19 protein-coding genes are annotated in these 24,029 nt (G+C 69.0%); 13 read left to right on the forward strand and 6 right to left on the reverse strand.

Annotated elements, in window-relative coordinates:
• Positions 1-30 precede the first annotated feature (30 nt).
• The 4 genes from ACFYR3_RS35500 to ACFYR3_RS35515 all read left to right on the forward strand — a co-directional run bounded on the left by ACFYR3_RS35500 (position 31) and on the right by ACFYR3_RS35515 (position 4,342).
• Positions 31-1,758 (forward strand): thiamine pyrophosphate-dependent enzyme, encoded by a 1,728-nt coding sequence (locus tag ACFYR3_RS35500; RefSeq protein WP_389286057.1) that lies wholly within the window; start codon positions 31-33, stop codon positions 1,756-1,758.
• Positions 1,759-1,866: 108 nt separating this feature from the next.
• Entirely contained in the window at positions 1,867-2,295 is a 429-nt protein-coding gene (locus ACFYR3_RS35505; RefSeq protein WP_355856465.1) for a hypothetical protein, read from the forward strand.
• An 18-nt stretch (positions 2,296-2,313) separates the two neighbouring features.
• The gene (hemC, locus tag ACFYR3_RS35510) at positions 2,314-3,246 is read left to right on the forward strand and encodes a hydroxymethylbilane synthase (RefSeq protein ID WP_355856462.1); all 933 of its coding nucleotides are present in this window, start codon (positions 2,314-2,316) and stop codon (positions 3,244-3,246) included.
• Between the two features lie 262 nt (positions 3,247-3,508).
• Positions 3,509-4,342, forward strand: a complete 834-nt coding sequence (locus ACFYR3_RS35515) for a serine hydrolase domain-containing protein (RefSeq protein ID WP_389286059.1) — start codon at positions 3,509-3,511, stop codon at positions 4,340-4,342.
• Between the two features lie 39 nt (positions 4,343-4,381).
• Here the strand turns inward: ACFYR3_RS35515 and ACFYR3_RS35520 are convergent, their stop codons facing one another.
• Positions 4,382-4,504 carry a hypothetical protein gene (locus tag ACFYR3_RS35520; protein ID WP_389286061.1) on the reverse strand — a complete coding sequence of 41 codons (123 nt, stop codon included), beginning with the start codon at positions 4,502-4,504 and terminating at the stop codon, positions 4,382-4,384.
• A gap of 680 nt (positions 4,505-5,184) precedes the next feature.
• Here ACFYR3_RS35520 and ACFYR3_RS35525 point away from each other — a divergent pair.
• Both ACFYR3_RS35525 and ACFYR3_RS35530 read left to right on the forward strand, forming a co-directional pair.
• Complete coding sequence (locus ACFYR3_RS35525) at positions 5,185-5,553, forward strand: metalloregulator ArsR/SmtB family transcription factor (protein ID WP_355856453.1); 369 nt, start codon at positions 5,185-5,187, stop codon at positions 5,551-5,553.
• Between the two features lie 506 nt (positions 5,554-6,059).
• A complete protein-coding gene (locus ACFYR3_RS35530) occupies positions 6,060-7,583 on the forward strand; it encodes an LCP family protein (protein WP_356781670.1) in 1,524 nt (507 codons plus the stop codon).
• Between the two features lie 96 nt (positions 7,584-7,679).
• Here the strand turns inward: ACFYR3_RS35530 and ACFYR3_RS35535 are convergent, their stop codons facing one another.
• Positions 7,680-8,339, reverse strand: coding sequence for a zinc ribbon domain-containing protein (locus ACFYR3_RS35535; protein WP_389286063.1), 660 nt, complete (start codon positions 8,337-8,339; stop codon positions 7,680-7,682).
• A gap of 385 nt (positions 8,340-8,724) precedes the next feature.
• On the opposite strand from ACFYR3_RS35535, the gene ACFYR3_RS35540 reads away from it, so the two are divergent.
• From ACFYR3_RS35540 to ACFYR3_RS35550, 3 genes are all read left to right on the forward strand, one after another.
• Positions 8,725-9,531 carry a DUF6461 domain-containing protein gene (locus tag ACFYR3_RS35540; RefSeq protein WP_389286065.1) on the forward strand — a complete coding sequence of 269 codons (807 nt, stop codon included), beginning with the start codon at positions 8,725-8,727 and terminating at the stop codon, positions 9,529-9,531.
• A 448-nt stretch (positions 9,532-9,979) separates the two neighbouring features.
• Positions 9,980-10,195 (forward strand): hypothetical protein, encoded by a 216-nt coding sequence (locus ACFYR3_RS35545; RefSeq protein ID WP_389286067.1) that lies wholly within the window; start codon positions 9,980-9,982, stop codon positions 10,193-10,195.
• Between the two features lie 49 nt (positions 10,196-10,244).
• Positions 10,245-10,907, forward strand: coding sequence for a class I SAM-dependent methyltransferase (locus ACFYR3_RS35550; RefSeq protein WP_389286069.1), 663 nt, complete (start codon positions 10,245-10,247; stop codon positions 10,905-10,907).
• Positions 10,908-11,299: 392 nt separating this feature from the next.
• Here the strand turns inward: ACFYR3_RS35550 and ACFYR3_RS35555 are convergent, their stop codons facing one another.
• The gene (locus tag ACFYR3_RS35555; RefSeq protein ID WP_355856437.1) at positions 11,300-12,457 is read right to left on the reverse strand and encodes an ROK family transcriptional regulator; all 1,158 of its coding nucleotides are present in this window, start codon (positions 12,455-12,457) and stop codon (positions 11,300-11,302) included.
• Positions 12,458-12,632: 175 nt separating this feature from the next.
• Between ACFYR3_RS35555 and ACFYR3_RS35560 the strand changes: the two genes are divergently transcribed.
• The 3 genes from ACFYR3_RS35560 (at position 12,633) to ACFYR3_RS35570 (ending at position 19,094) form a co-directional block, all read left to right on the forward strand.
• Positions 12,633-15,821: a glycoside hydrolase family 3 N-terminal domain-containing protein gene (locus ACFYR3_RS35560; RefSeq protein WP_389286072.1), complete on the forward strand. Its 3,189-nt coding sequence runs from the start codon at positions 12,633-12,635 to the stop codon at positions 15,819-15,821.
• A 289-nt stretch (positions 15,822-16,110) separates the two neighbouring features.
• Positions 16,111-17,547 (forward strand): hypothetical protein, encoded by a 1,437-nt coding sequence (locus ACFYR3_RS35565; RefSeq protein ID WP_389286074.1) that lies wholly within the window; start codon positions 16,111-16,113, stop codon positions 17,545-17,547.
• A gap of 44 nt (positions 17,548-17,591) precedes the next feature.
• The gene (locus tag ACFYR3_RS35570) at positions 17,592-19,094 is read left to right on the forward strand and encodes an FG-GAP-like repeat-containing protein (protein ID WP_355856428.1); all 1,503 of its coding nucleotides are present in this window, start codon (positions 17,592-17,594) and stop codon (positions 19,092-19,094) included.
• Between the two features lie 298 nt (positions 19,095-19,392).
• Here the strand turns inward: ACFYR3_RS35570 and ACFYR3_RS35575 are convergent, their stop codons facing one another.
• Together ACFYR3_RS35575 and ACFYR3_RS35580 are read right to left on the reverse strand one after the other, a co-directional pair.
• On the reverse strand, positions 19,393-20,319 hold the full coding sequence (locus ACFYR3_RS35575) for a hypothetical protein (protein ID WP_389286125.1): 927 nt from the start codon (positions 20,317-20,319) through the stop codon (positions 19,393-19,395).
• A 493-nt stretch (positions 20,320-20,812) separates the two neighbouring features.
• Positions 20,813-21,712, reverse strand: coding sequence for an alpha/beta hydrolase (locus ACFYR3_RS35580; protein WP_355853982.1), 900 nt, complete (start codon positions 21,710-21,712; stop codon positions 20,813-20,815).
• Between the two features lie 161 nt (positions 21,713-21,873).
• Here ACFYR3_RS35580 and ACFYR3_RS35585 point away from each other — a divergent pair, with 161 nt between their 5' ends.
• Positions 21,874-22,872, forward strand: coding sequence for an Lrp/AsnC family transcriptional regulator (locus ACFYR3_RS35585; RefSeq protein WP_355853979.1), 999 nt, complete (start codon positions 21,874-21,876; stop codon positions 22,870-22,872).
• Positions 22,873-23,047: 175 nt separating this feature from the next.
• Here ACFYR3_RS35585 and ACFYR3_RS35590 read toward each other — a convergent pair whose 3' ends face one another.
• A complete protein-coding gene (locus ACFYR3_RS35590; protein WP_389286077.1) occupies positions 23,048-23,908 on the reverse strand; it encodes an SDR family NAD(P)-dependent oxidoreductase in 861 nt (286 codons plus the stop codon).
• Positions 23,909-24,029 lie beyond the last annotated feature (121 nt).

A 24,029-nucleotide genomic window follows, 5' to 3' on the forward strand; every position in this document is an offset into this window, starting at 1 on the left:
AGGGGCCTCACCGGACCGAAGGACATTCCTGTGGCACGCACCGTCGCCCATGTGATCGTCGACGCACTCAAGGAACTGGGCGTCAGGCACGTCTTCGGAGTCGTCGGAGACGCCCTGAACCCGCTGACCGACGCCATCCGCACCACGGACGAACTGAGTTGGGTTGGCTGCCGGCACGAAGAGGCCGCGGCCTTCGCGGCGGGGGCCCAGTCGCAACTCTCGGGCACCCTCGGAGTGTGCATGGGCACCGTGGGACCGGGCTCGGTCCACCTCCTCAACGGTCTTTACGACGCGGCCAAGAGCCGGACGCCGGTCCTCGCGATCTGCGGTCAGGTGCCCCTCGCCGAGATCGGCAGCGAGTACTTCCAGGAAGTGGACAACGACCTGCTCTTCCGAGACGTGGCCGTCTACCGTGCCACCGTCACCTCTCCGGACCAGATGCCGCGCATGCTCGAATCGGCCGTACGCGCGGCCGTCAGCCAGGCTGGAGTGGCCGTGCTGACGGTCCCCGGCGACCTGGGGGACCAGGAACTCAGTGAGGACCGGCCGACGCGCTTCGCGCTGCACCGCGCCGTCACGCGGCCCGACGACCCCGCTCTCGCCGAGGCTGCCGACCTCCTGAACAATGCCTCCCGCGTCACCCTGCTCGTCGGCCGCGGGGCCCGTGACGCCCGCGCCGAAGTGCTCCGCACCGCCGAGCTGCTCGCCGCCCCCATGGTGCTCACCCTCAAAGCGAAGGAAGGCTTCGAGGAGGACAACGCCTTCCAGGTCGGCCAGACCGGCCTCATCGGCAATCCCGCCGCCTCCCACGCGCTCGACAACGGCGACGTGCTTCTCATGCTGGGCACCGACTTCCCCTACCGCGAGTGGTATCCGAAGGACTGCAAAGTCGTACAGATCGACGCCCGAGAGGAGCACCTGGGCCGCCGGGTCCCGGTGACCGTAGGCCTGGCCGGCGATGTCGGAGCGACGCTGCGCGGCCTGCTTCCGCTGCTGCAAGCGGTATCCGACCGTGCTCACCTGGACGACGCCCGCGAACGGTTCGCCCACTGGCAGGAAGGACAGCAGCGGCTGGCTCGCCCCGACCACGAACGCCGCTGGACCGGGAAACTGCGCGCTGCCCTGGACAACCGCGATCACGAGATCCGTCCCGAAGCACTGGCGGCCGCGGTGGACACGTTCGCGGACCAGGACGCCGTCTTCACCTCCGACACCGGCATGGCCACCGTCTGGCTCTCCCGCTTCGTCACCATGACAGGCACCCGGCGCCTGATCGGCTCCTACAATCTCGGCTCCATGGCCAACGCCATGCCGCAGGCCCTCGGAGCCCAATTCTGGGCGCCGGACCGCCAGATCGTCGCCTTCTGCGGCGACGGCGGGTTGAGCATGCTGCTGGGAGACCTCATGACGATCAAGACGTACAGGCTGCCGGTCAAACTCGTCGTCTTCGACAACCGCCGCCTCGGCATGGTCAAGCTGGAACAGGAGCAGGCGGGCCTGCCCGAGTTCGGCACGGAACTCGACAACCCCGACTTCGCCGCGGTCGCCACAGCCCTCGGCCTCACCGGAATCCGAGTCACCGACCCGGCCGAACTCCACGACAGCGTGCGTCGGGCGTTCGACACACCGGGACCGGTCGTGCTGGACGTACTGACCAACCCGGAGGAGGTGGCCGTGCCGGGCAAGCCGACCGTGGCACAGGGCTGGGGCTTCGCCCTCGCCAAGGTCAAGGAGGTCCTGTCGAGCCGTGAAAGCTGACTCACCCGGACATCGGTCGTCCGCCCCAGCGGTGGGATGCAAAGCGCGACGAGTCGATGCTTCCGGGCGGACAGTCCATGGGCGGCCAACCGGCCTTCGTGACATCAGGTGACCAGATCCCGAAGGCTGCATCGGGTCCGGGCCGCTCGGCGTGCCTGGTTCCAGCGGACGCCGGCCGGCCCAACGCCTCCGCTCGTCCCCTACCGGACCTGCGTCACCGCTGCCGGTGACGAGTGGTACGACGAGTCAGGCCCCACGTCGGCCAGGGACGTCCACGAGGACTACTTGAAGGCATGCGACGAGTCGCGGCAGGGCTTCGCACAGGTGACCGGCGACCCTGCGCGCATCACCGATGTGCTCGCCCTCCTCAAACCGGGCGGCCTGTACATCGTGGACGACCTGCTGCCACACGACACCTGGCCCGCAGTCACCCCAGAACGCGCCAATGACTTCCTCGCACGCCTGCCCGATACCTCCAACCTCCTTGCCACGCCGCTCAGATGGGCCTCGGTGTTGATAGTGGGAGCCCGGCTCTGACGGACTATCGTGTACGACATGTCCGCCCCTGAGCTGATCCGCATCGTCTCCCGTGACTCGCCCATGGCCCTGGCCCAGGTGGAGCGCGTCCGCGCCGAACTCGGCGCGCTCCACCCTGAAATCCGGACCGTGGTGATCCCGGTCAAGACAACTGGTGACAAGTGGATGGGAGATCTCTCCAAGGTCGAGGGCAAGGGGGCGTTCACCAAGGAGGTCGACGCCGCTCTCGTCGCCGGGGAGGCGGACCTCGCGGTGCACTGCGTCAAGGATGTGCCCGCGGACAGGCCGCTGCCGGCCGGCACGACCTTCGCGGCGTTCCTCAAGCGTGACGACATCCGCGACGCCCTGGTCCACCCCGACGGTCTGCTTCTCGATGAGCTCCCCGCGGGAACCCGGATCGGAACCTCCTCGGTGCGCAGGGTCGCGCAACTCGCAGCCTCCCACCCGCACCTGGAATGCGTGCCGTTCCGCGGCAACGCCAACCGTCGCCTGGACAAGCTCGCCGCGGGCGAGGTCGACGCATTGCTGTTGGCCGTCTCCGGCCTGGAGCGCATCGGCCGGACCGACGTGATCACCGAGGTCCTGTCGACCGAAGCGATGATCCCACCGATCGGGGCCGGCGTTCTGGCGCTTCAGTGCCGTGAAGCCGACACCCCCACGATCGACATCATCAGTACTCTGAACGATTCCGACACCTACCGAGAGACCACCGCGGAGCGGATGTTCCTGCACGTCCTCCAAGGCCACTGCAACAGCCCGATCGCCGGATACGCGAAGGCATCTCGGAGTGATCTGTCGTTGCGCGCCTGCGTGTTCAGCCCGGATGGAAAGACGGTCCTGAACGCCCACGAATGGGCTGGGCGACTCAGTCCCTCAGACCTCGGTGCTTCCGTCGCGCTGGCTCTGCTGCGGCAGGGCGCCCGCGAACTGATCGACAGCATCGCCCACTGACGGCCGAACGTCGGGCGTGGCGTCCTATTGACCGAGTGGTGGGAACAGACCCGGCCGACCAGAATTCTCCGGTCGCGCGCGGGAGGCTCTCCTCGAACTCTGGCTCGCGTCGGCTTGAGCGGGCGCCCCGCGCGTCCACTCGCCGAGCGGCGGCAAGGGTGACTCCACGCCGCCCGCTGCCCGCATCCGTCACCCACCGGCATCGCGCGCCCGCCGGCACGGCGGTACGCGCGCTGCCCCGAACACACGACAGAAGATCATCATGATCCGAGTTCCCACCTGCATACTCAGCAGCTTTCAGGCACCCCAGATCTCTCACGGCCACGACCCCGACCTGTTCGTGCAGATCGGTTCGTTGACCAAGTCGCTCACCGCGACCGTCCTGACCGCCTTGGCCGACGACGGAGTCCTGAGCCTCGACGACCCGCTGGAGCTGTTCCTGCCGGTGCCCAGTGGCACGGGAATCACCCTGCGCCAACTTGCCGAGCACACCTCGGGCCTTCCTCGGATACCTCCCGGCATCAGCGGGCGCGATCCCTACGTGGCTTTCGACGCCGACACCCTGGACTCGCTCGTACGGCGCCTCGACACCCTGGTCACGGCTCCCGCGGGGACGGCCGAGGAGTATTCCAACCTCGGATACGCGCTCCTGGGTGCCGCTCTGGTCGCGGCCACCCGTACCCCGTACGAGGAGTTGCTGCACCGCCACCTCCTCGACCCCCTCGGCGTCGCCGACGTCACCGCCGATCCGCCGTCCGGCAGACGACTGTGCCGCAGGGGGCTGTTCGGCCGGCCTCGGCCGGACTGGACCATGGACGGCGCGATTCTTCCGGCCGGCGGGCTGTGGGCCACTCCCCGGGCCGCCGCCCGCCTCCTCACCGACCTGCTTGTCGACCGCAGGCTGGGTGAACCGGCACCGGCCTGGCAGAAGGCGGGGAGCCTTCTGTGGCACAACGGCGCGACAGGCGGCGCGTCCGTCTTCGCGGGAGCATCACCGCAGGGCTGGATTCTTGTTCACCGGCTGTCCGGTCGAAGTGCCGTGACGGACAAGTTGGCCCTGGACACGCTCAGACTCTTCATCGGGCCCCGAGCTTGATGCTGCGGCCGGGCATGGAACGCTCCCGGCCGCCCGACGCTACGGCGTGATCAGGCCCGGCGCCTTCCGCCCCATCGGGCGCTCCGGTCCCCGGTCGGCCCACCGCCCCGCGAACGGGGCGATCGCGGCGCCTGCCGCGCCGACGAGAGCGAACACGCCCATGCCGATGGGGGAGTCAGCGGAAGCGGGGTCCGTTCAGGTTGAAGGAGACCGTCGTCCAGAAGGCGCTGAACGCCCCGAACATGGCGGCCTGGTAGAGGCCCAACGCAGCAGGACCGGGTGGGCGCGCACCAGTTGGAGAGTGGAGCGCAGGACGTGGTGGGACGGGATCGTCGTGGTCGGGGCGCGCTCGGTAGGGCGGCGCGCGCTGGGGAACGGGAGCAGTTGTTCGTCGTCCAGTGCGATGCCGATGCTGACGTCCACCACTCCGTGTGCATGGCCAAAGGACTTAAGTCGTCATCCGAGTTCCGACAGCACCCCCGCGATCCTGAGGGGGCGGCCGGGTCGTCCGCGGCGCACTGCCGTACGTTCGCCCATGACGTACGCCGTCGAACCCCCGACCGGAGCCCCGATGAGCGGCTGGTGGGGCTACCTGGAGGAAGAGGCCCGCCGGGAGGGCGACGCGGGGGCGTAGGGGGGCCCAGATGCGCTCGCCGAACGGTCGGCCAAGGGCGCAAAGGCCTCTCCGGCGATCATGCCGCTGAGCGCCGCAGTACCGCCCGGCCGCGGGCGCGGCGCAGGGGCGTGGCGCCCGGGGTGTGCCCCCTTGGCACGCGGACACCGAACACTCGGGCACCTACACTGGGCGCGCGCATGAGTGAGTGCTGTGAAGTGGGCGGGAGATGGCTGTGACGCGTTGCGTCGGTGGTTTCGAGGATCCGCCCGCCGAAGTTCTTGCCGAGGCGGCCGCCACGTTCGGGCTGCTCGCCTCTGCGGCCCGGCTGCACCTGATGTGGGCGCTGTCGCAGGGCGAAAGTGACGTCACGCATCTCGCCGACCGGGTCGGCGGCGCGCTGCCGGCGGTCAGCCAGCACCTGGCCAAGCTGAAGCTCGCCGGACTCGTGAGTTCCCGCCGTGAGGGCCGACGGCAGGTCTACTACGTCGATGACCCGGACATCGTCACCGTGGTGCGGGTGATGGTCGGACAGCTGACCGCGCGTTCCCAGCCTGACCTCGCCCCGCTGCGCGAGCTGCACGAGACCGGTGGCTGAGGCTGTACTGGAGGTGCTGCGCGGGCTGGGCGGTGCACCGGGGCCTGACCGAGGCGCAGGCCGGGGGAGGCGTTGGAGACGAGGCATCCAAAGGCCAAAGGTTCACGCGGACGCATCTTTGTTCGGAAAGGTTCCATGAGATGCCTCACCTGTGAATTGCGCGGGGATCCCTACTGTCCGGGCCATCGATTTGTTAGATTGCGCAACTACGCAACCGAGGTAGACGCGCGCGTCGTCCGCCCGTACGCCCCTGCGCACGCCCGGCCGCACCCCTGAGGCCCGGGCCTGACGGGCCCGACTGTTCATGGGAGTGGGAGATGAGCGACCCGAGGGACGGTTCGGGTGGCCGGGCCACGCGCAGCCGATCGTCCCAGGTGCCCGGACAGCGCACGGTGGAGTCGGACGGAGATCGACCCCCGGGCGGCCGGGCCGCGTCCAGAGCGGCTTCCCGTTCGCGCGGCAGCGGGCGAGCGCGTCGGGCCCGTCCGACACGGCGGGGCAGGCGGGTGCTGAGGATCGCCGGTATCTGTCTGGCACTCCTGGTGCTGGGCACGGCAGGTGTCGGCTGGTGGTTCTACGAGCACCTGAACGGCAACATCCAGAGCGTCCCCCTGGACGGCAAGGGCGGCACGGAGAAGGCGGACGCCTTCGGCCGCACCCCGATCAACCTCCTGGTGATGGGTTCGGACGGCCGTACGAGCAAGACGGATTGCAAGCTCGGTGGCGGCTGCTCTCGGACCGGCGTGCAGACCGGCAGCAACGCCGACGTGCAAATGGTGGTGCACATATCCGCCGACCGCTCCAACGCCACCGTGATGAGCATCCCCCGTGACACCATGACCCAGGTCCCGGCCTGCAAGGACAAGGAGACCGGCCGGTCCACGGCCGGCTACTACGGCCAGATCAACGGCGCGCTGCAGTACGGCCCGGCCTGCCAGGTGGCGACCGTTCACCAGCTCACCGGCATCCCCATCGACCACTTCGTCAAACTCGACTTCTCCGGCGTGGTCAAGATGTCCGACGCGGTCGGCGGTGTCTCCGTGTGTGTCAACGACAACGTGTACGACACCTACTCGCACCTGAAGCTGTCCAACGGCAGTCACACCCTCAAGGGCGTTGCCGCGCTGGAGTTCGTTCGTTCGCGGCACGGCTTCGGCGACGGCAGCGACCTGGGCCGTACCGTCTCCCAGCACATCTTCCTGAGCGCGATGATCCGTAAGTTCAAGAGCGCGGGCACGCTCACCGACCCCACGGCGGTCTACGACCTCGCGGACGCCGCCACCAAGGCGCTGACCGTGGACGACGGCCTGGGCACCGTGAAGAAGCTGATCGGGCTCGCGTCCGACCTGAACAAGGTGCCGACGAAGCGGATGACGTTCACGACGATGCAGACGGCCCCTGACTCGGCCGACAGCAACCGTGTCGTGGTGGGAGCGGGCGCCAAGAGCCTGTTTGCGACGATCTCCGACGACCAGTCACTGACCACCGGGTCGGGCAAGAAGTCCTCGGCGGCATCCGCGACCACGAAACCCACGGCCACCGCCTCGGCCGTACCTGCTTCCGAGGTCGCTGTGACGGTGGAGAACGGCACGGAGATCACCGGCCGCGCCTCCGCCGTCGCGACCGCGCTCATCGACAAGGGCTTCAACTCCGGTACGGCCACGGCCAACGCCCCGAGCCCCGCCGCCACCACGACCCTCACCTACGCCAGCGGACAGAAGGGCGAGGCCCAGACGGCCGCCAAGGTCCTGGGTCTGTCCGCCTCGCATCTGAAGCAGGGCCCAAGCAGGGGACTGATCCTGGTGGTCGGCAGCGACTGGCCCAGCGGCACCACCTACCCCGGTGGCTCATCGTCGTCCGCACCGGCCGACACGAAGACCGCGGTTTCCAACGCCCACGCCTCCACCGCAGACGAGGCCAAGAAATGCGCCGAGGTCAGCCCCTACAAGACGGTCAGTCTCAATGGCGTCCCCATGACACCGGCCCAGGCGTACGCGGCGGCGCGGAACAAGCCGGACTCCGACGAGTGAAGCGGCTGACCGTCGTCGGCCAGGGCTCGTAGCCCAGGGCTCGTAAGGCGTACCTCGGCAGGCCGGCCGGCCACGGCGGTGTCGTGCCAGGTGGGTCTACCTCCGCGCTCCGCACCCCGGACAGAAGGCCGCGCTGTCCGGCACGACGGTGGAGCAGGAGGCGCATTGCGTGGTTTGGGCAAGGTGATGGCCGCAGCCGGAACAGTAGGCGGCTCCGTGGGTCTCGGTACGGCACCGGGGGCAGACCAGTTGTCGGGGCGTGGCGGGGTCGTAGCTCTGTCCGGCTTGTCGGCCTGCCGCGTACGCCTGTTGCGCCGCCATGTCGTTCAGGCCACGCTGCTGGGCTGCCGTGGCCTCTGCGGCGGTGTCGGGGGCGCAACGCAGACACTGCCCCTGCGCCGCGTTCCAGCAGCGTCCACAGACGTAGTCGGTGCAACGTGCACAGCGATTGAAATGCCCTTGCGCGTTGCTGATCGCCCGCTCGAAGGCCTGGTCACGGGCTCGCCCCCAGCCGGCCCCGGCCAGCCCGTCGGCCGCGGACGTGACCCCGCGGCCCGTATTGCCGAGCAGGTTCCAGGCCACGTCTGTCCCTTTCCTGAGCCAGGTGGCGGCCCGTTCACCGCTGTACGCCTCGAACGGTGAACGCCAGGTGTCGTAGCACCGCGAGCACGAGAACTCGAACTGGAAGCCGGCTCCTGTGCCGTTGCGCTCACACAAGTCACGGTAGTTGTTGCTGAAGTAGATCTCGCCGTTCACGTGGTCCCCCCACAGTTCAAGCAGTCGGCACACTGCACTACGACGTCGGCGGGAGACTCGTGGTTCTCGTCACGGCCAAGGCGATCAGGCCGGCGAGGGCCTTTACGGGGGACGTCCCCCGGACAACGGTGCGACAGCACATGAGCAGGGTGCTCTCGGTGCTGAGCCGGAGTCGTCGAGCCTGTCGCGCCCGGCTGGGGCAGGTCCCAGGCGAATGGGCGTCCCTCCTGTGTGGCGTGTGCCCGCAATGGCCGCGTCGGCGAACTGCGCCAGCGTGTCAGCCGTATCGGTGACCGGCTGGGTCGACGCGGTGTGTGCACCGGTTGGGACGCGCGCCCAGTCTGTTTCACGGGCCTTGTCAGTGGCAGCAGGCAGACTCTGCTCCATGACTTCGGTGACCGCACATGACTATGCCTGGATACGTTCCTCCCCGTTGTTCGGCCACGCGCTGGATGTCGGGTACACCCTGGCCCTGGTGCGGGGCGTCGTCCCAGGAGAGGTGCTGCGGGTGATGGAGGCGGAGCCGCAGGGCACGTGCACGGGGGCGGGCGCGCTGATCGAGCGGCAGGACGAACTGCTCGACCCGACGGACTACTGGGCCGAGTCCTTCGTCGCGGGCGCGTTCTCCGTGCCAGGCGAAGGCGTCGACTGGACGCTCGTCCTGTTCGTCGGAGACGGGGGCACGGGGATGCAGGTGCGCTTCCTGGAGGCATTGTCGGCGGGCGGGTGCGCTGTGGTGCACTCCAGCAACGGAGGCAAGCCCATGGACTTCTTCCACTGGTACGAGGACGGGGAACTTCGGACCACCTTCGAATGGCCCACGGCCAGAAGCGGCAGCACTCCCGACGCCCTCAACTCGGTGATGCGTGAGGTCGGTTTCGATCTGTCGGACGACGAGGGCGAGGCGAGCGGGCGTGTCGACACCAAGGCGGCCTCCCTCGCCCTGGCCGAACGGCTGACCGGGGTCCGGGTCACGGAGGAACTGCTCCGGAATGCCGAGTACCAGCTCGGGCAGGTGCCTGAGGAGCCCGCCGAGGAGTGGACCGGCATCGTCATCGACATCACCGACGCCCACGGGAAACGCATCTACAAGGAAATCACCCGCGAGGAGGTCGAGGCCGCTGCCGCCCGCGCCCGCGCCGAGGCCGGACAACCGATTGTCGTCCGCAGGTCCTCGTCGCCCGCTCCCTGACCCGCGGTGCGTTACGTGTCTCATGGCTGCGGCCGTGCGGCTGCACGGCCATGCCATCCGTGGACGGGGCGGCGGCGCGGGTTCCTGCTGGCGGGTCGTGTGTCGCCTGCGCGTCCGCCGGGAACGGCGAGCCGACATCCACGAAGCGTCCCGCGAACTCGCCTGTGTCGTGATCACCCACCGACGACTCAGGTCGTTGCTCCGACCCTGGGGAGCAAAGGTTGATGGTCTCCCCGTTCATGTCTGCGGTGCGTGCCATGATCCGGTTTCATGAGTGAACGTTCGCTGTCGCCTGCCTGGCTGGCATCCTGGGTAAGCAGGGTCTCAGGTCCCCTGAAGACGATGACTGACGAGGTTCCCTGCGGGCACCAATCAGGTCCGGCCGGCCGACCCTGAAGATCGGGCGGCGACGTGCGTGTTGGCGCAAGTGGACCTCGTTCCTGCTGACTTGGTCACCTTCTACGACAGCATCGGTGCCGTCGCTTGGGCGGACGTCGGCAACGGCTACTTCGTCGACCCCGTACGTGATGTCCTCCTGCGGCTGAAGGAGTACGGCGCTGTTGGTATCGGAGCGGGCCAGGAGGCCGGCGGGTTGGTCATCGACTCGAACGGTGGCGGACTGTGTTATGTCACTGGTGCCAGCGGGGTGGTGCGGGCTTGGTAGATCGTGATTCTCTGGGCTCGGCTCAGCGTCAGGAACTACTGTCGCGAGCATGGTCGAACACGATGTCCTCAGTGTCACCCGCGAGGCCTACGACGCTGTTGCCCCCCTGTATGCGCAGCGGTTCCGGGACGAGCTGCGTGAAAGGCCCTTGGACCGTGCGATCTTGAGTGTCTTCGCCGAGGTCGTAGGCGCCGGTGGGGACGGTCAGGTCGCGGATCTGGGGTGTGGCCCTGGCCATATCACCGCTCATCTGGACGAGTTGGGGCTGGCGGCGTTCGGTGTTGACGCCTCATCCGCGATGATCGAGTTGGCTCGACAGGCCTATCCGGGCCTGCGGTTCGACATGGGCTCGATGGCCGCGTTGGACATCGCTGACGGCGTGCTGGGCGGCGTACTCTCACGTTGGTCCGTCATCCACACTCCGCCGCAAGAACTCCCCGTCATCCTGGCCGAGTTCCACCGTGTGCTGGCACCTGGCGGCCACCTTCTGCTCGGCTTCTGGGCCAGCGACGACCCGTCGCACCCGACGCAGGTCTTCGATCACACGGTCGCCCCGGCGTATCGGTGGTCGCCTGATCACCTCTCCGCGATGTTGCTCAAGTCCGGGTTGGCCGAGGTGGCCCGGATGGTTCGCGAGCCTCAGCCCGCCGACCGGCGGCAGTTCCAGGAGATTCAACTGCTCGCCCGCAAAGCCTCGGCAGGGGCCCTCTGAACCGAGGGCATGATGCGTTCAACCCGCCGGTCGGGGAGCCGTCCGGCCCCATCGCTGCCGAACGCGTCGGGTCACCGCTGAACGCTGCTTGTTCGTCGACGAGATCGCAGTGAACGTCACGGCGGCCCGTGAGGCCGGGATGGCCGGTCTCCACTACCGCCGGATCGACGATCTGCGCACAGCGCTCGCGCCCCTGTTCGGACGTCAGCCGCTGATGGGACCTTGCGCGCAGAAGCCCTTGGGCGCCCGTCGGTCCGGCCGGGTGGGCCGACCGCGAAGGTGCGGTCCACTTCTCGGCTGCGGTCCCGAATGACGAAATCGGCGGTCTCGACGGCTCGGCCAGAGCCGTCGCCGTCCCTCCGCGGGGGAACGGCCCGGTCCCCGGTTCCGGGTCAGCTACGGGCCAGCGCGCCGGCGAGCGCGGCCGCGCCGACGAGTTCCGCGTTCTCGCCGAGTTGGGCGGGCAGGATGTCGAGGGACGCGGCGATCGCGGGCTGGGCGTTGCGCTGTATTGCCGAGGCGACGCCTTCCAGCAGTGGGCTGCCCATGGCGCCGAGTTCGCCTCCGATGATGAGTGCGGCCGGGTTGAGGAGGTTGCTCAGGACGGACAGGACCCCTCCGAGCATGCGGCCCGCGTCGTTCAGGATGCGCCGGGTTGTGGGGTCGTCCGGCTGGTCCGGGAGCGAGGCGTCGGGATCCACGTTGGGATGGGTGTGGGCGACCTGCGCCATGACCGAAGACACGGAGACAACCGCCTCCAGACAGCCGCGTCTGCCGCACCGGCACAGTTCCGTGTATCCGGGCAGTGGTGTGTGGCCGATCTCCCCGGCGAAGCCGAGCGATCCCCGGTAGGGCTCGCCGTTGAGCACGATGCCCGCGCCGATGCCGTGGGACACCTTCACATACAGGAAGTCCGTGTAGCCCCGGCCGGCGCCCCGCCGCAGTTCGCCGTAGGCGCCCAGTACGGCGTCGTTCTCGACGTGGACCCGCAGGCCCAGCCGGTGTTCCAGTTCTTGTCGGGGATCGAGGCCGACCCAGCCGGAGAGGATGGTGGGTGAACGGACCAGGCCGGAGGCGGAGTCCAGCGGGCCGGGGATGCCGACTACGACGGTGGAGAGGTCGTCGACGTCATGGTCCTTGCGAAGGGCCCCCAGCATCTCCGCGGCGGCGTCCATGGCTTCGGCCGCACACAGGTCGACGTCCAGGTCGGCGCGTCGCTGGGCGATCATGTGGCCGGAGCCGTCGACGACGGCGACGTTGATGTGGTTGTGTCCGAAGTCGAGCGCGGCGGAACTGCTTCGGCGGGGGACGCATCGCAGTACGCCTGCGGGGCGCCCGCTGCCGCTGCCCGGTCCCTTGGCCGCGGGATCGCCCTCCGTCACACGCCCTTCGGCTATCAGCCGCGAGACGGCGTGGTTGACCGTGCTGCGGGACAGACCGGTGGCCTCGACGAGGTGCGCGCGGGTGAGGGCCCCGCCGCCCTGCATGATGCGGAAGATCTCCTCTCGGGTCCTGTTGCGTGGCGAGGAGCGATCGGAGGTCACATCCATGCGCCGATGATAGTGACCGTCCTCCATTACGCCAATCATTGGCGGATTGTTTTGATGGTTTGAAACAAAACCCAGGAATCGCAGTGGTTTTCAGTCATTGACGGACTGAAAAGTGCTCCATAACCTCCTCTTGCGTCCGGCTCTCAGCCGGACTGGGCCAGAGAGGACGCTGTCGATGACCTTCCTTCCGCGACACCCCCGGACCAGACCGGTGATCGTGGCCGCCGCAGCCTCGGTCGTGGCGTCCACGCTGATGTTCGGTGGGTGGATTCCCGCTGAGGCGGAGGCCACCGACCCCCAGCCCGTGGAGCTGGAGCAGGCCGACGCCGCGCTGTCCCGCAAGGCGGCCGAGCAGGGCATGGTCCTGCTGGAGAACCACGAGCAGGCACTCCCCATCGCGCCTTCCGGCAACATCGCCCTCTACGGCGTCGGCGCCTACCGGACCGTCAAGGGCGGCACCGGCTCGGGCAACGTGAACAACCGGTACACCATCACCGCCCGCCAGGGCCTGGAGAACGCCGGCTACAGCGTGACCACCGGCAACGCCTACTGGTCCGCCATGACGAGGGCCTACGACACCAAGTACGGCACCCCCTCGGGCAGCCTCTTCGGCCCGGCGATCGACTACGCCTCCGTGGAACAGCCGCTGACCGCGGACACGGTGAAGCCGACCGCCAAGACCGGCATCGCAATCTACGTCATTGCCCGCAACTCCGGTGAGGGCGCGGACCGTTCCTCCGGCAAGGGCGACTACCTCCTCGGTGACACCGAGCGGGCCAACCTCGAACTGCTGGGCCGCACCTACCAGCGCGTGGTCGTGGTCATCAACTCCGGCGGCATCATCGACACCGGCTTCTACCAGCAGATCAACGCCGCCGAGCGGGACTCCTCCGGCGGCCGGGCTCTCGACTCGATGCTGCTGATGAGCCAGGCCGGTCAGGAGAGCGGCAACGCCCTGGCCCACGTCCTCAACGGCACCGCCACCCCCTCCGGGAAGCTCACCGACACCTGGGCATCCAGCTATTCGGCCTACCCGGCCTCCGCGACCTTCGCGAACAACGACGGCAACTCGGCGACCGAGGAATACAGCGAGGGCATCTACGTCGGCTACCGCTACTTCGATTCCTTCTACCGCTCGATCAACAGGAACGACCCCGCATCCGTCGTCAACTACCCCTTCGGCTACGGCGGTTCCTACACCGCTTTCAGCATTCAGGCCCAGAAGGTCACCGCGAGCGCCCAGCACGTGACGGTCACCGCCGAGGTCACCAACACCGGACACCGCTACAGCGGCAAGGAGACCGTGCAGGTCTACGTCTCCGCCCCGCAGACCGGCGCCGACAAGGCCTACCAGCAGCTGGCCGGCTACGCGAAGACCGACAACCTTGCCCCCGGCGCCTCGCAGACCGTCACGATCAGCTTCGACACCTCCTCCCTGGCCTCCTACAGTGAATCCCGGGCCGCGTGGGTCCTCGACGCCGGCGACTACGTGGTCCGCGTCGGCGACTCCTCCCGCAACACCCATGTCGCCGCCAAGCTGAACCTGGCGACGGACGTGGTGACCGAGCAGGACCACAACGAACTGGCCGACCAGAAGCCCGCGACCGAACTCTCCAGCGCACCGGCCGACTTCTACACCTACGCCGACGAGACGAGGGAGATCGCCGCCGCCCGGCGCATCACCCTCGACCCCAGCTCGTTCCACACCCAGAACAAGGCCTCCGCCTACGAGCAGGACGTCACCGCCGACTCCTCCTCGCCCTACCACGCCCTCGACGGGGACACGGTCTCCTCCACCGCCGTCTACCTCGACCGCGATGAGAACGACTGGGAAGGCACCGGCGCCCCCTACACGCCGAAGACGGGCGAGAGGGTCGCGTACGTCCACACCAGCTCCGGCAGCACGCTGTACGACGTCGCCAGAGAGAAGACCTCGATCGAGCAGTTCGTCGCCGGACTCTCGGTGAGGCAGCTGGCCGACCTCGTGGAAGGCTCCAGCGTGCCAGGCACCACCCCGTCAGCTGTCGGTGCCGCCGGGTACACGACCGGCGCCCACGAAGACCTCGGCATCCCGAGCATGACCCTGTCCGACGGGCCCGCGGGACTACGCCTGACCCAGCAGCTTGCCACCACCCCCACCACATACCAGTACGCCACCGCCTGGCCCATCGGCACCCTCCTGGCCCAGACCTGGGACCGTGACCTGGTCGATCAGGTCGGCACCGCCGTCGGCAAGGAGATGAACGTCTACGGTGTCTCCCTGTGGCTGGCACCCGGCATGAACATCCACCGCGACCCGCTCAACGGCCGCAACTTCGAGTACTACTCGGAGGACCCGCTCGTCTCCGGACTCACCGCGGCCGCCACCACCCTGGGCGTCCAGAGCAACCCCGGCGTCGGCGTGACCATCAAGCACCTCGCCGGCAACAACCAGGAAACCGCACGCAACTCCGGCAACGACGTCGCAGGCGAGCGGGCCCTGCGCGAGATCGAGCTCAAGGGCTTCGAGATCGCCGTCAAGGCCGCCCAGCCGATGTCCGTCATGAGCTCGTACAACAAGGTCAACGGGACCTACGCCTCCGGCAACTACGACCTGCTCACCGATGTGCTGCGCGGCGAGTGGGGGTTCAAGGGCACCGTGATGACCGACTGGGGCGGGGCTCACGGCGCCACCAACACCATGTACTCCGGCAATGACCTCATCGAGCCCGGCGGCAGGCCCTCCGACATCGTCAACGCGATCATCAAGGCCACGCCGACCGTCGACATCAACGGCCTGCCCGCTTACACCAAGACCGTCAGAAGCACCGGCGTCACCAGCTACTCCTTCCAGTTCGGCGGACTCACCCCGGCCGCCGGCGGCCAGGCCGGCATCACCTCCACCGTGGACTCCTCGACCGACCTCTCGAAGGCTCCGCTGTCCGGCACCACCACCATCGACGCGATCAACAACCAGACCTACACCACCTACCCGAAGTACGCCTCGGTCGACGACGCCTACCAGGCCGTCCAGGACCTCCTCGCCTCCACCGCCCTGACCGCCGCCCAGAAGGCTGCGATCACGGTCTCGAACGTGCAGCACGCCACCGCCGGAGACACCACGAGCCCCGTCACCTCCTACACCGTCACCCTCACCGGCAACTACCCCGCCGCCAAGGCCTACACGATGCGCCTGGGCGACCTGCAGCGCAGCGCGATCCGGATCCTCACCACCGCGTCCAGGACCTCCTCGTTCCAGCAGTTGGCCAGATCCCAGAACGTGAGGGGAATCTCGGTGAGCTCCTACACCAGGCAGTTCAAGGACCTCGACCCGACGGTCATCTCCACCAAGAGCCGAGTCGACCAGCCCCACCACAAGCACTGACCGGACCGGGCGGCGGCCGACACCCACCGGTTACCGCCCACGCCCGTCGTTCGTGCCGGGTACAGCCGTGACGGACGCGTCATGCAGGACGGGCTCCCGCAGTTGTCGTCTGCCGGCGAGCGCGATGAGGGTGCCTCCCCCCTCTGCGCAGAAACTCTCCGACGCTGTGCAACCCTCCTGCCCCTTCAGGAGTCTTGTGTGAGCCGAACTTGACGCGGCCATGCCGGATTGGTCTCGAGTGGTTCGGTACGCCTCCTCTTACCCCGAAATCCCCTCTCTGGAGAAGCTCGTGCGCAAACGCACCCTGCTGATGTCCGCAACGCTGCTCGCCTCGGGGCTCACCCCGCTCGTCGCGGCGAGCGCCGAGGCCGCCGTCGGTACGCCGGGCGATGTGAACAAGGACGGTTACCGCGACATCGTCCTGTCTGCCCCGGACGCCACAGTGGCGGGCCATGCCAAGGCCGGTGCAGTGGTCGTCATGTACGGCACCTCGCACGGTATCGATCCCACCAGACGCACCGTGCTGACACAGAACTCCACCGGCGTCCCGGGAACGGCCGAAGCGGGCGACCGCTTCGGCGCGGCTGTCGTCGTCCACGACCTCAACCGTGACGGGTACAGCGATCTGGTCGTGGGTTCTCCCGGCGAGGAGGTCGACGGGGACGTCGGGGGTGGCTCGGTCACGGTCGTCTACGGCACCGCTTCCGGCCTGACGAAGGCGAAACCGGTCGACGACCCGTGGCCGGGCTCGCACGACGCGTACGGACGGACGTTGGCCGTGGGCACCTACAACGGTCTGAACCCCGTCAGCGACGGCAAACTGTCGATCGTGGTCGGCGCCAACGACGCCGAGGTCACCTTGATGCCTGCCGACCTGTCAGCGCAGTCCGGCACCTCCGGCAATGGCTACGGGTTCAACCCGGCTCACGGCATCGTCGCCCTGACCCCGATCGACCTGCCGAACACCGACGACGACCGCCTGATAGTCCACGGCCGAGGCGTGTCGGACGGAGGCTGGGGATACGACGGGACCGGCGACGACCCGCACACGTACTTCGCCGACCCGGCCGGCTTCGAGGGCGCCGACCTGCCCGCCGGCACCACGTCCGCAGTGGGCGACCTGAACGGCAACGGTTCCCCCGACCTCGTCATCGGCAACCCCGAAGACCCGTCGCAGAGCCCGGGGACCTCCCTCGGCGGTCAGATCACCATCTACTACGACGCCGGATACTCGGGCTCCCCGAGCCGAGTCCAGACCATCACGCAGGACACCGCGGGCGTACCCGGTTCCGGCGAAGCGAAGGACCGCTTCGGTGCCTCGGTCGCGATCGGTGACACCGACAAGGACGGCCGCGCCGACCTCGTGATCGGCGCCCCGGGCGAGGACGGCGGCAGCGGCGCCGTCACTGTCGTACGCGGTACGACCGGACAGCTCGACACCGCCCACGCCCGCACCTGGTCGCAGAACAGCCCCGGTGTGTCGGGCAGTTCGGAGGCCGGCGACGCCTTTGGCGCGGCCGTGCGTGTCCTCGACCTCAACAAGGACGGCTACGCGGACCTCGTCGTGGGCGCCCCCGGTGAGAACGGCGGTGTGGGCGTCGTGTGGACGCTGCGCGGCTCGGCCTCGTCCATCACCGCAGCCGGCTCCGTCACGGTCGGCACCGGCGGCGCGGGTCTCGGCTCGGCCGGCGCCGCCGGCTTCGGAAACGTGGTGACCGGCCCGTGACGCTTCCCCACTCCATCCCGCCCTTCCTTGAACCCGGAGCCGTCATGTCCTCCCGCCCCTGCGTCCGCACCCCGGGCCGCTTCGCCTCTCGATTCCTGGCCTCCGCCATCGCCGTCAGCACGGCAGCCACGCTGACCGCCGTCGTGCTGCCGGCCACGGCCGCAGCGGCGGCCGCGCCCTACCGGGGCGCCAACACCGCCGCGGTTCAGGACGACTTCAACGGTGACGGCTACCGGGACGTGGCCGTCGGCGCTCCCGGAGCCGCCGACGGCACGGTCGACGCGGCGGGCGCGGTCGTCGTGCTGTACGGCTCGGCCAACGGGGTGTCGGCCTCCCGCCGTACGGTCATCACGCAAGCCACCTCCGGCATACCCGGTGCACCGGAGGAATGGGACGGGTTCGGCACGGCCGTCGCATCCGCGGACCTCGACCGCGACGGCTACGCCGACCTGCTGATCGGGACTCCGGACGAGTCCGTGGGCACCATGGGGGGCGTCGGCTCACTCACCGTGGTGTGGGGAAGCTCGACCGGCCTCAAGAGCGGGGCGGCCATCTCACCGCCGACCGGTCTCGACGAAGGATGCGGCTTCGCGGCCGGCCTCGCCGTCGGGGACGTCACAGGTGACGGGGCTCCCGACATCGGAGTCACCGGCGACTGCGGTGCCACCTCCTACACAGGGCCGTTCACCCGCGCCGGTGCCCCGGCCCGCAGGACCTTCGTGAACGCGATCGGGACCAACCGTGGTGTGGTCATGGGGGATGTCGACGGAGATGGAAGGGCCGAACGTTTCTGGTTGCCGGGTCCGACCGACGGAGACGTGAGCGGACCGGTCTACGCCGAGGGGCACGGCGGCGCCTACACCGAACTGCCGCTCGCTGACGGCTTGTCCGGCCAGATCGGTGACATCAATGGCGACGGCTACGGGGACCTGGTCACCGGATCACCGTACGACGCGTCACTGTCATCCGGTGCCACGCCCGCGCACCGCGGCGGCGAGATCCAGGTTCTCTACGGAAGCCCCCAGGGCATCACCGCCGACCAGAAGCCGCAGATCATCCACCAGGACACCGCGGGCGTGCCCGGAAGCGGTGAGGACGGCGACCAGTTCGGGGTGTCACTCAGCGTCGGTGACACCAACGGCGACAAGTACGCCGACGTCCTGGTCGGCTCTCCCTGGGAGGCCCTGGGATCCACCGAGGGCGCGGGACAGGCGACGCTGCTGCGAGGATCGGCCGCCGGCCTCACCACGGTCGGCTCGCTCGCGTATTCGCAGAACAGCAGCGGCGTGCCCGGAACGGCCGAGACCGGAGACCTGTTCGGCACGTCGACGCATCTGGTCGACGTCACGAAGGACGGCAAGGCGGAGGTGATGGTGGGCACCCCCGGCGAGAACTCCGATGGCCTGCTGTGGACGGCCCGAGGGTCTGCGGCCGGACCGGTGACCAGCGGATCGACGACGATCAGCGGAACCGGCGCCGGTCTCAAGCGCCGATACTCCGACATCGACTTCGGCCAAGCACTCCCCGGCGCTCAATCCACCGTCTGACGGTGCCGATGGCGTGCGTCCGCCGCGCAGGCCGTCTCGGCGGCGCACATGAGCGGCTGAAGATCACCAGAGTCCCCGCGGATGCGGCGGCACCATGTCGCATCGGCGGGGAGTCCGGCCCGACTCGGGGGAGGGCTTCTGCGCATGGCCCCGACGGGATCGCCCCAGCAGAGCTCATGGGTATGACGGTCGTCACCCCGGTCTGCGCCGGGGTGATGGCACGGCCTCATGGAGGAGGGCTCTGTAAATGCCGGGACGGTTGCGAAGATCCGCCCGGACGCTCGTCCGTCACGGCCTGCTATTCGGCGGATCCGCCGAGGAGTTCCACCTCCTGTTCGGCCTCGTGCGCAGACCGTTCGGCCGCGGCAACGGCATCCGCGACCGCCGCATGCCGCGCCTCGGCGTCCTGCCGGTCCAGGTCGGCCCGGTGCAGTCGCTCCCGTGCCTGCTTCAGTTTCTGCTCGGCGGCATACAACTGATCCCGGGCTCTGCCATACCGGTCACGGGCACGCCGCAACACCGTGTCGGCGGCCGTTTGCGCCCTCTGCTGCTCGCGCAGGCGCCGCCCGGCTGACTCGGCCGCCTTCCGGGCCCGGGCGAGCTCCTGCTCCTGGCGACGCCGACCGGCACGTTCCTCCCTCACCGCTGTCTGCGATGACGCTGACTCAGGTGTCGTCCGGGGAGGCTTGAGCCCTGTGCCAGGCGCCGGGGGAGAGGCGCCCGGGAGGACGGACGGCGGGCTGAGGGCTGACTTCAGACGGCCGCCACCCCACTGGCCTGCTGCGGTCTCGTCGGTGAGTACGGCCTGCAGTGTGGATTCGACTTCCTTCTGCGCCGAGTTCGACAGCTGGTGGCCGGCGGTCCGAGCCAGCTGTGCGGCCTGCCGGGACATCGCGGCCACGATCCGGCGTCGTTGCTCGGACAACGTCTTGACGGCGTCGGTGTCGAGGCTTTTGTAGGCCTCTCGCAGTGCCTGCCCCAGTTCCAGGAAGCGCCGGCCTTCCTCCGGCTCTGAGCGCAGCAGCACATTCGACGCCCAGGCCGCGAGCGTGGGGCGACGGGCGGCACGGATGAGGCGGGCATCCTCCATGCGACCGGCAGTCCTGGCCGCCGCGGCCAACTCCTCGCGACGGCCCACGAAGTCGGGCGGCGCCGTGGTGTACAGCTCGTCGAGAACAGCCTCCACGTCGTCCCGATCCTCGCCCCGATCACCCTTGCGCCGCATGATCATCAGACTCTCCCGAGCCGGACCGCCACGCACCCCGGACGATCCATCCGACGCAGGTCGCTACCCGCGGTCAACGGACTCACGCTTGCGGGTGGGCCCGAACGAGGATCGGCCCACACCGTAGGCAGGTGATCCACAGGACTACGGACAGGTCAGCCGGCTCACGTCCCGTCACCGAGCGAAGTGCCGGATTGTGTGACGGCGTTCGCTGGGTGCCGGCGTACGACCCGAGCTCCCCAGCCTCGTACAGGTGAACGTCGCCAGTCATGCCGCTGAGGAGCACGGCTGCGGATCTCGGTTGAGATCGTCTGGCCCACCGGAGACCTCGCACGATGAGTCGTAGCGCATCGGTAGGGGAGGCGAGGCTCGCCGTGCGATCCTCCCCGTGCGCGTGAGGAGGCGTGGGAGGAACTGCAATCCCGCACCAGGGGCCCGTCAGCAAGCCTGACGATCGGTGGTGCGGGCGGGGCCGGCCGCGCGCCGGGATCAGTCAGCGCAGGTGCTTCTCAAGGAACGCGATCTCCGCCTCGACGGCTTGTTCGTGTGCCTCGAGGAACGGGGCGTAATGACGGCCTGTGAGGTGGAGTACCTCGGCGTCCGGTGCGTTGTTGGCCGCACGGACGGCGGGGCCGGGAAGCGTGCTCTGGTCCTGGTCGCACACGACCACCAGCAGGGGACACCGGATATGAGAGGCGTGGCGGCCGGGCCGGTACCCGCCGAGCTGCAGCACGATCCGCGCGGCGACCGTCTGCTCCCAGTCCGCGTAGCGGTGGTCGGGATCCAGGGCCCGGTCCCCGTCCATCGCGTCGGGCGTGGTGAGCGAGGCGACGGCGCCGCGTACTCCGGCGGTGGGGACGAGCAACGGCGGCCGCCCGAGGAGGCTGCCGAGCGCGTCCGCGATGCCTCGGCCAAAGAGCCGTAGGAAGGCGAGCGGGGTCATGGAGCGCAGCGCGTGAGGGGCGAGTGCGCGGCCGTCGACCAGCGGTGTCTGGGCGATGGCGGAGGCCAGTCGCGGATTGTCGGCCGCGACTTGGAAGATGTGGCCGCCGGCGAGTGAGAAACCCCAGAGCGAGATCTTGTCCGGATCCACGTCGGGCAGTTCCGCCGCGCAGTCGATCGCGGCCTGCCAGTCTGCGCGTTGTTCTTCGAAGCTGACGACCTGGCGCGGCATGCCCCCGCTCTCCCCGAACCGTCGGTGGTCGAAGGCCAGGACGGCGAAGCCGGCGTCGTTGAACCGCTGTGCGAAGCGGTCCGAGGCCGGCTCCTTCGTCACCGCGGTTCCTCCGGCCATGATCACGCAGCCGCCGTTGGTCCCTGGATAGTGCCAGGCGGCGCACGTGGTGTCGCTGCTGGCGAAGCGCAGTTTCTTCCGTTCTTTGAGGGCGGGCATATCGGCCTCCGTGGTGGATTCGATCGTTCCTTTGACGGCGTTCCTGTGCTTGGGTCCGTCGGCCGGCGTCCGGGAAAGGAGTGGCGCGGATGTCATCCATCCTCGGGCGTGGTTACCGAGACAGGCGTCGCAGCGCGGCGGAATGAGCGAAACTTGTCTCCATGGCACTCGTATCGGCGGATTCCGTACTGAGCCTCACGGACCAGCGGCTGGTGGCCGCTCTTCAGTGCGACGGCCGTGTCACCGCGGAACGGGCGGCCCAGGTACTGGGTCTCAGCCCCGCCACCGTGCGCCGCCGTCTGCACGCGCTGAGGGCCGACGGCACCGTGCGTGTGGTGATCTCACCTGTCGCCCGGCCGCGCAACGGAAGCTCAGCCGGGGCACTGTTCCTGCGCATCCGGGTCCTGCGCGGAAGACTGGACACGATCGTGGCCGCGCTCGCCGCGCGCGACGACATCCCGTTCATCGACGTCAGTACCTCGGGTGACGAGATCTTCGCGGTCGCCCGTACCGAGCCGGGTTCGCGCGATCCGTTGGTCTTCCGCCAACTGCCCTCCACCCAGGCGGTCACGTCCTTGGAGAGCGCCACGGTGCTGCACGTCTTCCGGCTCACCTCCGAATGGCGTCACAACGTCCTGACGGCACCTGAACGCGCGGCCCTGAGCCCGGCCGAACCGGTCCCCGTGCAGACATCGTCCGGATCCCCGGGCCCGTACGGCGTCGACACCGATCCCCTGGAGCAGTCCCTCATCGACGCGCTCACCCCCGACGCGCGCCTCTCCGCTGCGGAGCTGGCCGTGCGCACCGGACACGCGGAGACCACCGTCCGCCGACGCATCGCCCAACTGGCCGCACAGGGCCGCCTGATCACCCAGGTTCAGGTGGATACGCGCCTTCTCGGGCTGCCCATCGAGGCCAAACTCCTGTTGCACGTGGCCCCCGACCATCTGGCCGCCGCCGGGAAGGCGCTGGCCGACCATCCTTCGGTGCACGGGGCGTTCGCGACCACGGGACCCTCGAACCTTCACGCGGCCGCGTACTTTTGTGACCTGACAGCCCTCTACGACTTTCTCTCCCGCGACTTGGTCGGCCTGGGGATCACCCGTGTCGAGACGGCCGTCGTCGGCCGCGTCGCCAAACGCGGCGGCGCGGGTGCCTGACCGGCTCCGGCGCCGTACCGACCGGCGATGTCCTGGCCGGTACTCCGGAACGGGCGGAGTCGCCGGCTTCTCCTTCAGGGTCGAATCGGGCAACAGGGCAACGACGCTTCCTGAAGCCGCTGGTGACGACGGCGGCGAAGCACCACGCGGGAGGATGGGGCGATCTCCAGGCAGCTCATCGGGCGACCGACCCGATGACGTCGTTGGTCGCGTCCCACAGCCGACCGGCCATGACGGAGTCGAGGCCGGCCTTGCCCTGTCGGCGGACGGCGGGGGAGCCCCGGAGGCCGCCCGGGCCGTCCGGCCCGATGTAGGAGTTGCCGGGGAGGTCTTGGGTCGCGGCGTAGAGCAGTGACAGCGCTCCGCGCTCCGGGTCGTTCGTGAGGAACGTGAGCCGGTTGACGACGTTCGACCGGGAGTGGGCCGCCAGCGTGGTGCGGGCGATGCCCGGGCTCGCGAGTACCGAGCGTACGGGGCTGCCGTCGGCGGTCAGTCGGCGCTGGAGCTCCAGCGAGAACAGGACGACGGCGAGCTTCGACGCCTGGTAGGCACGCATCCCGTGATGCCTGCGCGTTCGCCAGTCGAGGTCGTCCAGCTCGATCCGGCCCTGCCGGTGCAGCTCGCTGGTGACGTGCACCACGCGGTCGGTGATGTGCTCAAGCAGCGAGGTGGTCAGCAGAAAGGGACCGGTGTAGTTGGTGGCGGTCTGCAGATCGAGGCCGTCGGCGGTACGCGCGGCGGGGATGTCCATCACGCCGGCGTTGTTGATCAGGATGTCGATGTCCCCGGACCAGGAGTCGGCGAAGGCTCGCACCGAGGTCAGGTCCGACACGTCGAGGGGGCGGACGTCGAAGGTGCCGGGCAGACCGGCGACGGCGAGGCGGGCCTTGCCGGTGTCGCGTACCCCCAGCACGACGCGGGCACCGGCACGAGCGAGCTCACGTGCCGTGATCAGGCCGAGGCCACGGCCGGCACCGGTTATCACCACCGTACGGCCGGTCAGGTTCGGGAGGTCACGCGCTGTCCAACTGGTCATGGGCCTTGGCTCCGTGGTTCGTGGTTCGCGGTTCGGGGCGATCGGTCATCGCATCGCCAGTGAACTCGCAGCACCACGGGTGCTGGAAGGACACACGGAACCACTGACTGGCAGGTCGTGG

It is taken from the genome of Streptomyces sp. NPDC005784 (genome assembly GCF_042871525.1).
Taxonomy (GTDB): domain Bacteria; phylum Actinomycetota; class Actinomycetes; order Streptomycetales; family Streptomycetaceae; genus Streptomyces.